Source organism: Intestinimonas massiliensis (ex Afouda et al. 2020) (assembly GCF_001244995.1).
GTDB classification, from domain to species: Bacteria; Bacillota; Clostridia; order Oscillospirales; family Oscillospiraceae; genus Intestinimonas; species Intestinimonas massiliensis.
On sequence record NZ_LN869529.1, the window covers coordinates 535,365 to 548,694 of the forward strand.

10 protein-coding genes are annotated in these 13,330 nt (G+C 64.5%); all 10 read left to right on the forward strand.

Annotated elements, in window-relative coordinates:
* Positions 1-21: 21 nt before the first annotated feature.
* The 10 genes from topA (at position 22) to BN2154_RS06590 (ending at position 13,326) form a co-directional block, all read left to right on the forward strand.
* Entirely contained in the window at positions 22-2,367 is a 2,346-nt protein-coding gene (gene topA / locus BN2154_RS06545) for a type I DNA topoisomerase (RefSeq protein ID WP_050618057.1), read from the forward strand.
* A gap of 2 nt (positions 2,368-2,369) precedes the next feature.
* Positions 2,370-3,674: a methylenetetrahydrofolate--tRNA-(uracil(54)-C(5))-methyltransferase (FADH(2)-oxidizing) TrmFO gene (gene trmFO / locus BN2154_RS06550; RefSeq protein ID WP_050618058.1), complete on the forward strand. Its 1,305-nt coding sequence runs from the start codon at positions 2,370-2,372 to the stop codon at positions 3,672-3,674.
* 37 nt (positions 3,675-3,711) lie between these two features.
* Complete coding sequence (plsX, locus tag BN2154_RS06555; RefSeq protein WP_050618059.1) at positions 3,712-4,758, forward strand: phosphate acyltransferase PlsX; 1,047 nt, start codon at positions 3,712-3,714, stop codon at positions 4,756-4,758.
* Between the two features lie 185 nt (positions 4,759-4,943).
* Positions 4,944-5,180 carry an acyl carrier protein gene (acpP, locus tag BN2154_RS06560; protein WP_050618060.1) on the forward strand — a complete coding sequence of 79 codons (237 nt, stop codon included), beginning with the start codon at positions 4,944-4,946 and terminating at the stop codon, positions 5,178-5,180.
* A 73-nt stretch (positions 5,181-5,253) separates the two neighbouring features.
* Complete coding sequence (gene rnc, locus BN2154_RS06565; protein WP_050618061.1) at positions 5,254-5,928, forward strand: ribonuclease III; 675 nt, start codon at positions 5,254-5,256, stop codon at positions 5,926-5,928.
* Between the two features lie 39 nt (positions 5,929-5,967).
* On the forward strand, positions 5,968-7,392 hold the full coding sequence (locus tag BN2154_RS06570) for a sodium-dependent transporter (protein ID WP_050618062.1): 1,425 nt from the start codon (positions 5,968-5,970) through the stop codon (positions 7,390-7,392).
* Between the two features lie 128 nt (positions 7,393-7,520).
* The gene (gene smc / locus BN2154_RS06575) at positions 7,521-11,090 is read left to right on the forward strand and encodes a chromosome segregation protein SMC (protein WP_050618063.1); all 3,570 of its coding nucleotides are present in this window, start codon (positions 7,521-7,523) and stop codon (positions 11,088-11,090) included.
* A 13-nt stretch (positions 11,091-11,103) separates the two neighbouring features.
* Complete coding sequence (gene ftsY, locus BN2154_RS06580) at positions 11,104-11,970, forward strand: signal recognition particle-docking protein FtsY (protein WP_050618064.1); 867 nt, start codon at positions 11,104-11,106, stop codon at positions 11,968-11,970.
* A 19-nt stretch (positions 11,971-11,989) separates the two neighbouring features.
* Positions 11,990-12,706 (forward strand): ribonuclease PH, encoded by a 717-nt coding sequence (rph, locus tag BN2154_RS06585; protein ID WP_050618065.1) that lies wholly within the window; start codon positions 11,990-11,992, stop codon positions 12,704-12,706.
* 5 nt (positions 12,707-12,711) lie between these two features.
* Entirely contained in the window at positions 12,712-13,326 is a 615-nt protein-coding gene (locus BN2154_RS06590; RefSeq protein ID WP_050618066.1) for an XTP/dITP diphosphatase, read from the forward strand.
* The last annotated feature ends 4 nt before the right edge of the window (positions 13,327-13,330 follow it).

Consider the following 13,330-nt stretch of genomic DNA (forward strand, 5'->3'; position numbering starts at 1 on the left):
ATAAAACCCTGGAGGTAAACTGTGGCGAAATCGAACTTAGTCATTGTAGAATCTCCGGCCAAGGCCAAGACCATCGGCAAATACCTTGGACCGGATTATCAGGTCAAGGCGTCCATGGGCCACGTCCGGGACCTGCCCAAAAGCAAGATTGGCGTGGATGTGGAGCACGGCTTCGTGCCGGACTACCAGCCCATCAAAGGGAAGGAAGAGGTCATCTCCGACCTGAAAAAGGCGGCCAAGCAGAGCGACAAGGTCTTTCTGGCCACCGACCCGGACCGGGAGGGAGAGGCCATTTCCTGGCACCTCAAGGAGCTTTTGGAGCTGCCCGACGACCGCACTTACCGGGTCACCTTCAATGAGATCACCAAAAAAGTGGTCAACGAGTCCATCGCCGCCCCTCGGGCCATCGACCAGGACCTGGTGGACGCCCAGCAGGCCCGCCGCATCCTGGACCGCATCGTGGGCTACCAGCTCTCGCCGCTGCTGTGGAAAAAAATCCGCCGGGGCCTGTCCGCCGGACGGGTCCAGTCGGTGGCCACCCGTCTGGTGTGCGAGCGGGAGGAGGAGATCCGGGCCTTTCAGCCCCAGGAATACTGGTCCCTGGACGCCGACCTCAGCCGCATCTCCCCCAATCTGGGGGCCTTCACCGCCGCCTTCCACGGCGCGGAGAAGAAGCAGGAGCTCCGCAGCGAGCAGGAGGTCCGGACCGTCAGCGACGCCGTGAAGGCGGCCCCCTTTACCGTGAAGAGCGTCAAGCGCCAGGACAAGACCCGCAATCCCGCGCCGCCCTTCATCACCTCCACCCTCCAGCAGGAGGCCAGCCGCAAGCTGGGCATGACGCCCCGGCGGACTATGGCGGTGGCCCAGCAGCTCTACGAGGGTGTGGACATCCAGGGCGAGGGCACCGTGGGCCTCATCACCTATATGCGTACCGACTCCCTGCGCCTGTCTGAGGAGGCCCTGGCGGCCGCCCGGGAGCTGATCATCAGCCGCTACGGCAAGGACTATTATCCGGACAAGACCCGGCACTACAAGACCAAATCCGGGGCCCAGGACGCCCACGAGGCCATCCGGCCCTCCGACGTGCGCCTGACCCCTGAGGACATCAAGAAGGATCTGACCAGCGAACAGTACCGGCTCTACAAGCTGATTTGGAGCCGGTTTTTGGCCTGTCAGATGGCCTCCGCCGTCTATGACAGCGTGGCCATCGAGGTGGAGTCCGCGGGCTACCGCTTCCGGGCCAATCACTCCTCCCTAAAGTTTTCCGGCTTCACCGCCGTGTACGTGGAGGGCAAGGACGAGGACGAGGAGAAGGTCCAGTCCCCCCTGCCCGACCTGAAGGAGGGGGAGGCGCTGGCGCTGAAGGAGCTCAAGCCCGAGCAGCACTTCACCCAGCCCCCCGCCCGGTACACCGAGGCTACCCTGATCAAGGCGCTGGAGGAGAAGGGCATCGGCCGCCCGTCCACTTACGCCCCCACCATCTCCACCATTCTGGACCGGGAGTATGTGGTGAAGGAGGGCAAATACCTGCGCACCACCCCGCTGGGGGATGTGGTCACCGGCTTGATGAAAGACAAATTCCCCGACATCGTGGACACCGCCTTCACCGCCCAGATGGAAGAGCAGCTCGACCAGGTGGAGGAGGGCAGGGAGAAGTGGAAGGACCTGCTCTCCGGATTCTACGGCGGCTTCCAGAAGGAGCTGGCCCAGGCGGAGCAGGATCTGGACGGGGAGCGCATCAAGGTCCCCGACGAGGTCTCCGACGTGATCTGCCCCCTGTGTGGACGCAATCTGGTGTATAAGTCCGGCCGGTTTGGCCGTTTTCTGGCCTGTCCCGGCTGGCCTGAGTGTTCCCACACCCAGCCCATCGTGGTGGAGATGCCGGGCAAGTGTCCCAAGTGCGGCGGCCGCATCCTGAAAAAGACCTCCCGGAAGGGGTATGCCTATTACGGCTGCGAGTTTAACTCCAGCAAGGACGACGGAAAGAGATGCGACTTCATGACCTGGGACGTGCCGGTGAAGGACAACTGTCCGGAGTGCGGCTGGACGATGTTCAAGAAGTCGGGCCGAGGGTTCAAAAAGCCCTTCTGCATCAATCCGGACTGCGGTAACTTTACGCCGGAGGACAAGCGGGGCGGCTATCAGAAAAAGCCCGCCGCCGAGCCGGCGGCGGAGGACGGGGCGGGTGCCGAGCGCGCTGCCGAGGCGGCGGAGGAGCCCAAGGCGGTGAAAAAGGCCCCCGACAAGAAGCCCGCGGTCAAAAAGGCCGCCGCCAAGAAAACCGCTGGGGCCAAGAAAACCACTGGGGCCAAGAAAACCACCGGCGCAAAGAAGCCGGCGGCCAAAAAGGCCGCCGCGGAGGCATGAGCATGGAGCCTGTGAGCGTGATCGGGGCGGGACTGGCGGGCTGCGAGGCGGCCTGGCAGCTTGCCGGCCGGGGCGTCCCCGTGGTCCTGCATGAGATGAAGCCGGAGAAGATGACTCCCGCCCACCACGCGCCGGAGTATGCCGAGCTGGTGTGTTCCAACTCCCTGCGCTCCGACCAGTTGGAGAACGCGGTGGGGCTTTTGAAAGAGGAGCTGCGCCGCAGCGGCTCCCTGATCTTGGCCTGCGCCGACGCCCACCGGGTGGAGGCGGGAGGGGCCCTGGCGGTGGACCGCCACGCCTTCTCCAGGGCGGTCACCGAGCAGATCCGCAGCCACCCGCTCATCACCGTGGAGGAGGGGGAGGTGAGGCGGATCCCCGACCGCGGACAGGTCATTGTGGCCTCCGGCCCCCTGACCTCCGAGGCCCTCAGCGCCGAGATCGAGCGGCTGCTGCCCGGGAGCCGCTATTTGAATTTCTACGACGCGGCGGCCCCACTGGTCACCTTTGACAGCGTGGACATGGACCACGCCTGGTTTGCCTCCCGTTACGACAAGGGGACGGCGGATTATGTCAACTGCGCCCTCAGCGAGGAGGAGTACGCCGCCTTTTGGCGGGAGCTGTGCGCCGCTCAGGAGGCGGAGGTCCACGGCTTTGAGGACAAGAGCGTGTTTGAAGGCTGCATGCCCGTGGAGGTCATGGCCCGGCGGGGGGTGGACACGTTGCGCTACGGCCCCCTGAAGCCCAAGGGCCTGCGGGACCCGAGAACGGGACAGACCCCTTACGCGGTGGTGCAGCTCCGCAAGGACAACGCGGACGGTACCATCTACAACCTGGTGGGCTTCCAGACTCACCTGAAGTGGCCGGAGCAGAGGCGGGTGTTCTCCATGATCCCCGCTCTGAAAAACGCCGAGTTCGTCCGCTACGGGGTCATGCACCGCAACACCTACCTGGATTCTCCCCGGCTGCTGGACCGCTATTACCGGGTGAGGGGCAACGAGCGGCTGATGTTCGCCGGGCAGATCACCGGGGTGGAGGGCTATGTGGAGTCCATCGCCTCCGGCTTCCTGTGCGCCGTGGAGCTCGCCCGCAGGCTGCTGGACAAGCCCCCGGTGGATTTTCCCCAGGAGACCGCCCTGGGGGCCCTGGCCCTCTACGTGAGCAATGAGAGCGTTGCGGATTTTCAGCCCATGAACGTCAATTTTGGCATCATCCCGCCCCTGGATCACCGGGTCAAGGGCAAGCGAAACAAGAACGCCGAGCTGTCCCAGCGCGCGCTGGGGCTTTTGGAGACCCTGGACTGGACCTGAAGAACGAGAAATAGATGGAACAGAGAGAAGGTATGCTATGAAGATCATCGTGGACGCCATGGGCGGCGACAACGCCCCTGCCTGCAACGTCAAGGGCGCGCTGGACGCGGTGAAGGAGCTGGGCGTGGAGGTGGTCCTGGTGGGCCGCGGGGAGGAGATCCTCAAGTGCCTCAAGGAAAACGGCGTGGCCGACCTGCCCGCCGGGGTGGAGATCGCCCACGCAGACCAGGTGGTGGAGATGTGCGACAACCCCGCCACCGCCTTCAAGGAAAAGAAGAATTCATCCCTCACCGTGGGCCTCAATATGCTCAAGGAGGGCAGGGGGGACGCCTTCGTCTCCGCCGGCAGCACGGGGGCTCTGCTCTCTGCCGCCACGCTGCTGGTCAAGCGTATCAAGGGCATCCGACGGGCGGCCATGGCCCCTGTGGTCCCCACCGGAAAGGGGGGGGCCGTCCTCATTGACTGCGGCGCCACGGCCGAGTGCACCCCGGAGTATCTGCTCCAGTTCGCCTTCATGGGCTCCTACTACGCCGAGCACGTGCTGGGCCGCCCCGAGCCGCGGGTGGGTCTGCTGAACATCGGGTCCGAGCCCTCCAAGGGTACCGACCTGCAGCGGGAGGCCTACCAGCTCCTGAAGGGGGCGGGGGAAGCCGGGCGCATCCATTTCGTGGGCAATGTGGAGGCTCGGGAGGCGGTCTACGGCGAGGTGGACGTCATTGTGTCTGACGGTTACTCCGGCAACATTTTTCTCAAGACCATGGAGGGCACCGGCGGCTTCCTGGCCCGGGAGCTCAAGGGCATGTTCAAGAAGAACCTGATCACCAAGTTGGGGGCACTGTGCGTCAAGGACGGCATCTCCCACTTCAAAAAGCTGTTGGATTCCGGCGAGGTGGGGGGCACGCCCCTGGTGGGTATCTGCAAGCCGGTCATCAAGGCCCACGGCTCCTCCGACGCCTTTGCCATCAAGAACGCCATCCGCCAGGCGGCCGGCTTCGCCGCCTCCGGACTCATCGAGGATATCGCGGAGAACATCGAGTACATGCGCCTGCCGGCGGGGGACAAGAGCGGGGCGGCGGCGGACTGAACCGTCATAAAAACTGTTTTGGTTGTCTTTTATGCAAAAAATCTGCGCCCAGAAGAGGAAAATGGCGCCCGACATCGCATTTTTTCTGAATGGTCCATAAAAAGCTGGAAAATATCTATTGACACTGGGGGAAAATCTCCCTATTATGTGAGTGTAAAAACATCCCATGAAGGAGTCGAGTCAATATGATTTTCGAGAAACTGTGCGAGCTCATTTCCGAGCAGTTCGGCGTGGAGGCGGATACGATCACGGTGGATACCACGTTCGAGGACGACCTGGGCGCCGATTCTCTGGACATTGTGGAGCTGTCTATGGCTCTGGAGGAGGAGTTCGGCGTCTCTGAGATGGGTGAGGACGAGATCTCCGCCATCACCACGGTGGGAGATTTGGTGAATTACCTGCAGAACAAGCTGGACGCCTGATTGGAAAGCGGTATTGGACGACACATGCAGGCCCCGCGGAAGCGGGGCCTCTCTTTATGACATGGAGGAAGACATGAAGAAGCTGGAGGAAAAGCTGGGCTATTCCTTCGGGAATCCGGCCCTGCTGGAAAACGCCCTGACCCATAGCTCCTACGCCAACGAGAATCGGGCGAAGGGGGAGACCAGCAACGAGCGTCTGGAGTTTCTGGGGGACTCGGTGCTGGGCATGGTGGTGGCCGACTACCTGTTCCGCAGCCATCCGGACATGCCCGAGGGGGAGCTGACCCGTACCCGGGCCGCCCTGGTGTGTGAGGACAGCCTGGTGGAGGTGGCCGCCCAGTTGGAGCTGGGGAGCTATCTGAAGCTGGGCAGGGGTGAGGACGCGGGGGGCGGCCGCAGACGGCCGTCCATCCAGGCCGACGCGGTGGAGGCCGTCATCGCGGCGGTCTATCTGGACGGAGGCATTGGCTCGGCCCGGAAGCTCATCACCCGATTCATTCTGACGGACAACCGGCGGGAGCAGGGGGGCACCCGGGATTATAAGACGGCGCTCCAGGAGCTGGTCCAGCGGGAGAGCGGTCAGGTGCTCAGCTACCGACTCACCGGCGAGAGCGGGCCCGACCACGCCAAGGTTTTTGCCGTGGAGGTGGAGTTGAACGGCGCGCCGGTGGGCGCCGGCGAGGGCAGGAGCAAGAAGGAAGCGGAGCAGATGGCGGCCAAGGCCGCGATCCAGAAGCTGAACAGATAACCGGAGAGGGGGCCGCCAGGGCGGCGGCCCGGAGAGAAGATGCCACCGCGCAGATCCAAAAACAAGGAAGTTGGAGGACACAACGTGGAGAGAGAGAAATTTGCATCCCGGCTGGGCTTTATTCTGATTTCGGCCGGCTGCGCCATTGGTCTGGGGAACGTATGGCGCTTCCCCTTCATCACCGGAAAATACGGAGGGGCGGCCTTTGTGCTGGTCTATCTGGTCTTTCTGGTCATCCTGGGCCTGCCCATCATGGTGATGGAGTTCGCCGTGGGCCGAGCCAGCCAGAAGTCGGCCGCCCTCAGCTTCAACGTGCTGGAGCCCAAGGGGACCAAATGGCACCTGTACCGCTACGGCGCCATGGCGGGTAACTACCTGCTGATGATGTTCTATACCACCGTGGGCGGCTGGATGCTGGCCTACGTCTGCAAGATGTTTCTGGGCGAGTTCCAGGGGATGGACTCCGGCGCCGTCACCGGCGTCTTTTTCGACATGCTGGCCCAGCCCGGCCCCATGATCGGCTGGATGCTGGTGGTCACGCTGCTGGGCTTCGGCATCTGCTCCCTGGGCCTGCAAAAGGGCGTGGAGCGCATCACCAAGGTGATGATGACCTGTCTGCTCCTGCTCATGCTGGTGCTGGTGGTTCGCAGCGTCACGCTGGATGGGGCGATGGAGGGCCTGCGGTTCTATCTGGTGCCCGACTTCCACAATCTGCTCTACGACGCCGAGGGCAGCTTCATTTTGGGCGCGGCCATCTACGACGCCATGAGCCAGGCCTTCTTTACCCTGAGCCTGGGCATCGGCGCCCTGGCGATTTTCGGCAGCTACATCGGCCGAGAGCGCTCCCTCACTGGCGAGGCCATCAGCGTGGGGGTGCTGGATACCTTTGTGGCCCTCATCGCCGGGCTCATCATCTTCCCCGCCTGCTTTGCCTTCGGGGTGCAGCCCGACCAGGGGGTGGGCCTGGTGTTTATGACTCTGCCCAACGTGTTCAACCAGATGCCGTTGGGCAATGTATGGGGCGGGCTGTTCTTCCTGTTCATGTCCTTTGCGGCCCTGTCCACCATCATTGCCGTGTTTGAAAACATTGTGGCCTTCGCCATGGACCTGGGCTGGAGCCGGAAAAAGGCCATTGTGGTCAACGGCGCGGCGCTGATCCTGCTATCTCTGCCCTGTGTGCTGGGCTTCAACGTCTGGAGCGGTTTTACCACCCCGGTGGGCAACATCCAGGATCTGGAGGACTTTGTTGTCTCCAACAACCTGCTGCCCCTGGGCTCGCTGGTTTACCTGCTGTTCTGCACCTCCCGCCGGGGCTGGGGCTGGAAGAACTTTATCGAAGAGGCCGATGCCGGGCAGGGAGTGAAGTTCCCCAAGTGGGCCCGGGTATATGTCAGCCGCATCCTGCCCATCATCGTGCTGGTCATCTTCGTCATGGGCTACTATCAGAAGTTTTTCGCAAAATAAGGGGCGTGCGCCCGGGGACGGACTGCTTCGGCGGCCCGTCCCCTTTCTGCGGGCAAAAGATTTGCAAACCCCTGTGAAACTTGGTATAATACAGTATTCATAGCCTCACAGACAGGCAGGTGTAGCATTTGTACTTAAAGGCGCTGGAAATCCAGGGGTTCAAATCCTTCCCCGACAAGACGGTCCTCACCTTCGACCAGGATATCACCGCCATCGTGGGCCCCAACGGCAGTGGAAAGTCCAACATCTCCGACGCCATCCGCTGGGTCATGGGGGAGCAGTCCACCAAGGCCCTCCGGGGCGGCAAGATGGAGGACGTCATCTTCGGCGGTACCCAGCGGCGCAAGCAGTTGGGCTTTGCGGAGGTCTCTCTGGTGCTGGACAACTCGGGCCGCCTCTTCGACATGGAGGAGAGTGAGGTCATGGTCACCCGGCGGTACTACCGCTCGGGGGAGAGTGAATACTTCATCAACCGCCACGCCGTGCGGCTCCGGGACGTCAACGAGCTGTTCATGGACACCGGTCTGGGCCGGGAGGGCTACTCTATCATCGGTCAGGGCAAGATCGACGAGATCCTGTCCGTCAAGTCGGCCGACCGCCGGGAGGTCTTTGAGGAGGCGGCCGGCATCTCCCGCTACCGCCACCGCAAGGAGGAGGCCGAGCGGAAACTGGAGCGCACCCAGGAGAACCTGGTGCGCATCAACGACAAGATCGACGAGCTGGAGCTCCAGGTGGAGCCCCTGCGGGCCCAGTCGGAGAAGGCCCGGAAGTATCTGGTCCTCCGGGACGAGCTGCGGGGGCTGGAGATCTCGGTCTGGCTGGATCAGCTCGACAGATTGCGCTCCAGCGCCCGCAAGCTCCTGAGCGACTATGACAATGCCGTCCGCCAGAAGGGGGAGGCCCAGCAGGCGCTGGAGAGCCTCTACGCCGCCGCCGAGGGCTACGCTGCCCAAATGCGGGAAAAGGATATGGAGGCCGAGGGCATCCGGTTCCAGATGCAGCAGCGGCAGGCCGACGCCAACGAGTGTGAGCGGGCCGTGGCGGTGCTGAAGGCCCGGATTCAGAGCAATCTGGAGAATGCCGACCGGGTCCGGCGGGAGCTGGAGGCCCAGGAGGGCCGGGCCGGGTCCATCTCCGGTCAGATCGCCGAGCGGCAGGCCCGCCTGACCGAGATCGCCGGAAGGATGGAGGCGCTGCAGGCCGAGCGGGCCGCCGCCGAGGAGGCCGGCCGGCAGGTCAGCCAGAGCGCCGGGACCCTGCAGGCCGAGCTGGAGGCCCTGCGGCAGAAGGAGGCCGTGGAGACCGCCTCCGCCGCGGAGGCCAGAGCCCTGCTCTCCGCGCTGGCCGCCGCCGCCCAGGAGCTGCTGGACCGGGACGAGGCGGTGCGGCAGGAGCTGGCCGAGGGGGAGCAAAAGCTCTCCGTGACCCGGGAGGAGGCCGCCCGGGCCGGGAAGGAGCTGGCCAAGGCCCGGGAGGACCGGGATTCCCTGCTGAACATCATCAGCGGCTACACCATGCGCCTGGACAGCCGGGAGAAGAAGGCCAGGGCCGCCGAGGAGGCCCATGTCAAGCTCCAGATGGAGGAGAACGCCGTCGCCTCCCGCATCCATATGCTCGCCGAGATGGAGAAGCTCTACGAGGGCTACTCCAAGGCGGTAAAGCTGGTGATGGGAGAGGCCGAGCGGGGAAACCTGAAGCATATCCACGGCCCGGTGGCCGGGCTCATCCATGTGCCCGACCGGTATGCCGTGGCCGTAGAGATCGCCTTGGGGGGCGCTATGCAGCATGTGGTGGTGGACAGCGAGGCCGACGGCAAGGCGGCCATCCAGTACCTCAAGCGCCGGGACGGCGGCCGCTGCACCTTCCTGCCCCTGAACACCGTCCGCCCCTCCGACTTCCGGGAACGGAGCGCGGCTCAGGAGCCGGGCTTTGTGGGCCTGGGGGACGAGCTGGTGGAGTTCGACCCCCGCTATGCGAAGATTATTTCCAACTTGCTGGGCCGGACGGTAATCGCGGAGGATATGGACACCGCCATCGCCATGGCCCGGAAATACGGCCACCGTTTCAAGATCGTCACCCTGGACGGCCAGGTCCTGAACCCCGGCGGCTCCATGACCGGCGGCTCGGTGTCCCGCAGCGCGGGCATCCTGTCCCGGGCCAACGAGCTGGAACGGCTTCAGACCCAGAGCGAGGGCCTCCAGGCCCAGCGGGCGGAGGCCCAGCGGGCGGTGGAGGAGGCGCGGCGGGAGCGCACCGCCGCCGCCTATGAGCTGGAGACCGCCCAGGCCCAGCGCCGGGAGCTGGAGGACAGCATCCTCAAGCTGGAGGAGCGGGGCGCCCACTTCGCCCAGATGCTGGAGAGCCAGGAGGCCCAGCGCGGGGAGCTGCGCGGGGAGCTGGAGCAGATCGAGGCGCGCAGCCGCCGCACGGAGGAGGACACCCGGAATGCCCGGGCGCGCATCCAGGCCCTGGAGGGCTCCGCCGCCGCCCTGCGGGCCGAGGCCGAGGGTAAGGCGGCCGGACAGGACGACCTGAAGGCCCGGATGGAGCAGGTCAACGAGAACGCCGCGCGGCTCAATCTGGAGCTGGCCGCTCTGGAGGCCGAACAGGCGGCGTACCGGCAGGCTCTGAGCGAGCTGGAGAGCCTGCGGGCGGACATCACCGGCGATCGGGCGGAGCGGGAGACCATGCTGGCCCAGTTCCAGGAGAAAAACGGGACCCTCACCGCCCAGATCGGGGAGAAGGAGAGCGTCCTCCAGACCATCCGGGAGGAGAACCGGGAAAAGGAGGAGGCCATCCAGCGGCTGAACCAGGAGAAGCTGGCGCTGGAGGGAGAGCGCAACCGGGCGGACCGGGAGAGCCGGGACAAAAATGCCGAGCTTCTCTCCATGGAGCGGGAGGTCTCGGTGCTGGAGCAAAAAAAAGTGGCCGCCGAGCTGGAAGAAAAGCAGATTCTGGACAAACTGTGGGAGACCTACCAGCTCTCCCACGAGGCGGCCCGGGCCCAGCGCCAGACGCTGGAGTCGATACCCAAGGCCCAGCGGCGCATCGGAGAGCTGAAGCGCGCCATCTCCGGCCTGGGCAACATCAATCTGGACGCCATCGAGGAGTTCCAGCGGGTCAACGAGCGATACACCTACCTCACCGGCCAGCGGGACGACGTGCAGAAGTCCAAGACGGAGCTGGAGCGCGTCATCGCGGACATCACCGGCGAGATGAAGGCCATCTTTGCCCAGCAGTTTTCCATCATCAACCAGGCGTTTGGCGAGACCTTCTTGGAGCTCTTCGGCGGCGGCAAGGCCACCCTGGAGCTGGAGGACGAGACGGACATCCTCAACTGCGGCATCGAGATCCGGGTCCAGCCCCCCGGCAAGGCCCTGAAGGTGCTCTCCCTGCTGTCTGGCGGGGAAAAGGCATTTGTGGCCATCGCCCTGTACTTTGCCATTCTGAAGGTCCGCCCCACCCCCTTCTGCGTCATGGACGAGATCGAGGCCGCGCTGGACGACGCCAACGTCACTCGGTTCGCCCGCTATCTGCGCCAAATGGCCGACCGGACCCAGTTCATCGTGATCACCCACCGGCGCGGCACCATGGAGGAGGCCGACGTGCTCTACGGTGTCACCATGCAGGAGCAGGGGATCAGCAGACTGCTGACCATTAACCTAAACGATGTGGAAGCCGAACTAAAGATCAAGTAAAGGAATATGGACTATGGGATTATTGGATAAAATCAAAAAGCTGAACCTCTTTGCCGGCTTTTCCGCCATCGACGACGAGTTCTATGACGAGTTGGAGGAGGCCCTCATCCTCTCCGACATGGGGATGGACACCACCCTCAAGGCGGTGGAGGAGCTACGGGAGCGGGTCCGGGGCGAGAAGCTCAAGGACCGGGACGAGGTCCGCGCTTGCCTGCGCCGCGTGTTGCAGGATATGCTGAACGTGGGGGATACCGGCCTGGCGCTGGATACCAGGCCGGCGGTAGTCCTTTTCATCGGGGTCAACGGGGTGGGCAAGACCACCACCATCGGAAAGCTGGCCGCCGGGCTCAAGGCCCAGGGAAAAAAGGTCCTGCTGTGCGCCGGAGATACCTTCCGGGCCGCCGCCGCCGACCAGCTCACCGTCTGGTCCCAGCGGGCGGGGGTGGACATCGTCAAGCAGCACGAGGGGGCCGATCCCGCCGCCGTGGTCTTTGACGCGGTCTCCGCTGCCAAGGCCCGGGGCGCGGACGTGATCCTGGTGGACACCGCCGGGCGGCTGCACAACAAGCAGAACCTGATGAACGAGCTGAGCAAGATCTCCCGGGTCATCGACCGGGAATTGCCCGGTGCCAGCCGGGAGACCCTGCTGGTGCTGGACGCCACCACCGGCCAGAACGGCCTCATCCAGGCCAAGCAGTTCCGGGAGTCCGCCGGGGTCACCGGCATCGTCCTCACCAAGCTGGACGGCACCGCCAAGGGCGGGGTCACCGTGGCCATTGCGGACACGCTTCAGATCCCCGTCAAATATATTGGCCTGGGCGAGGGGATCGAGGACCTGCGGCCCTTCGACGCCGCGGCCTTTACCGAGGCGCTGGTGTAGCAAAAAAAGGAGAATGGACATGGCACGAATCGACGGACGGGCCGGCGACGAGCTGCGCCCCATCGAGATCATCCCCAACATCAACAAATTTGCGGAGGGCTCCTGCCTGATCCGCTGCGGCAATACCCAGGTGCTGTGCACCGCCTCCGTGGAGGAGCGCACCCCGCCCCACGTCCCCGAGGGGGAGGGCTGGGTCACCGCCGAGTACTCCATGCTGCCCCGGGCCAACCGGGAGCGCTCCAAGCGGGACATCGCCAAGCTGAAGCTCTCCCCCAGAAGCGCCGAGATCCAGCGGCTGGTGGGCCGCGCCCTCCGGGCGGCGGTGGATCTGGAGAAGCTGGGGCCCCGCACCATCACCGTGGACTGCGACGTGCTCCAGGGGGACGGCGGCACCCGCACCGCCAGCGTTACCGGCGGATTTGTGGCTCTTAGCTATGCCCTGCACAAGCTGGTGGAGGACGGCGCTTTGAAGGAGATGCCTCTGCGGACCTGCGTGGCGGCCATCTCGGCGGGCATCGTGGACGACGAGCTGCTGCTGGATCTGTGCTACGAGGAGGACTCGGCGGCCCAGGTGGACCTGAATTGCGTTATGACCGGGGAGGGGGAGCTGGTGGAGCTCCAGGGCACCGGCGAAGGCCGGGCCTTCACCGTCGACGAGCAGCGGCGGCTGGTGGACCTGTGCGCCAAGGGCATCCGGAAGGTCCAGTCCATCCAGAAGGCCGCGTTGGGAGGTTGACCGGAATGAAAGTCGTACTCGCCAGCAAAAACGCCCACAAGCTCCAGGAGCTGCAGGACATCCTCTCCGCCCAGGGCGTGGAAGTGATTCTGGAATCCGCGGCGGGGGTGGATGTGGAGGTGGAGGAGACCGGGACCACCTTTGAAGAAAACTCCCTGCTCAAGGCCAGGGCCGTTATGGAGGCCTCCGGCCTGCCCGCCATCGCCGACGACTCGGGCCTGATGGTGGACGCCCTCAACGGGGCTCCGGGCGTCTACTCCGCCCGGTACGGCGGACCCGGCCTGGACGATGCGGGCCGGTACCGACTCCTGCTGGAGAACATGCGCGGGGTGCTGGACCGGAAGTGCCGGTTCGTCTCGGCCATCACGCTATGTATGCCCTCCGGCGACATCGTGACCGCCCGGGGGGAGTGCCCCGGCACCCTGGCCTACGCCCCTCAGGGGGAGAATGGCTTCGGCTATGACCCCATCTTCTTCGTACCGGAGAAAAAAAAGACCTTTGCCCAGCTCACGGCGGAGGAGAAAAACGCCATCTCCCACCGGGGACGGGCGCTCCAGCTCTTCCAGGAGAAGCTGGCGGCCTATCTGGCCGGGCAGAAAGAGCAATCAAACAAAATATAAGGAG

Excerpts from the sequence above, each read along its gene's own strand:
- trmFO (WP_050618058.1), top strand. The coding sequence starts at position 2,370 with ATGGAGCCTGTGAGCGTGATCGGGGCGGGACTGGCGGGCTGCGAGGCG.
- plsX (WP_050618059.1), top strand. The coding sequence starts at position 3,712 with ATGAAGATCATCGTGGACGCCATGGGCGGCGACAACGCCCCTGCCTGC.
- acpP (WP_050618060.1), top strand. The coding sequence starts at position 4,944 with ATGATTTTCGAGAAACTGTGCGAGCTCATTTCCGAGCAGTTCGGCGTG.
- rnc (WP_050618061.1), top strand. The coding sequence starts at position 5,254 with ATGAAGAAGCTGGAGGAAAAGCTGGGCTATTCCTTCGGGAATCCGGCC.
- BN2154_RS06570 (WP_050618062.1), top strand. The coding sequence starts at position 5,968 with ATGCCACCGCGCAGATCCAAAAACAAGGAAGTTGGAGGACACAACGTG.
- ftsY (WP_050618064.1), top strand. The coding sequence starts at position 11,104 with ATGGGATTATTGGATAAAATCAAAAAGCTGAACCTCTTTGCCGGCTTT.
- rph (WP_050618065.1), top strand. The coding sequence starts at position 11,990 with ATGGCACGAATCGACGGACGGGCCGGCGACGAGCTGCGCCCCATCGAG.
- BN2154_RS06590 (WP_050618066.1), top strand. The coding sequence starts at position 12,712 with ATGAAAGTCGTACTCGCCAGCAAAAACGCCCACAAGCTCCAGGAGCTG.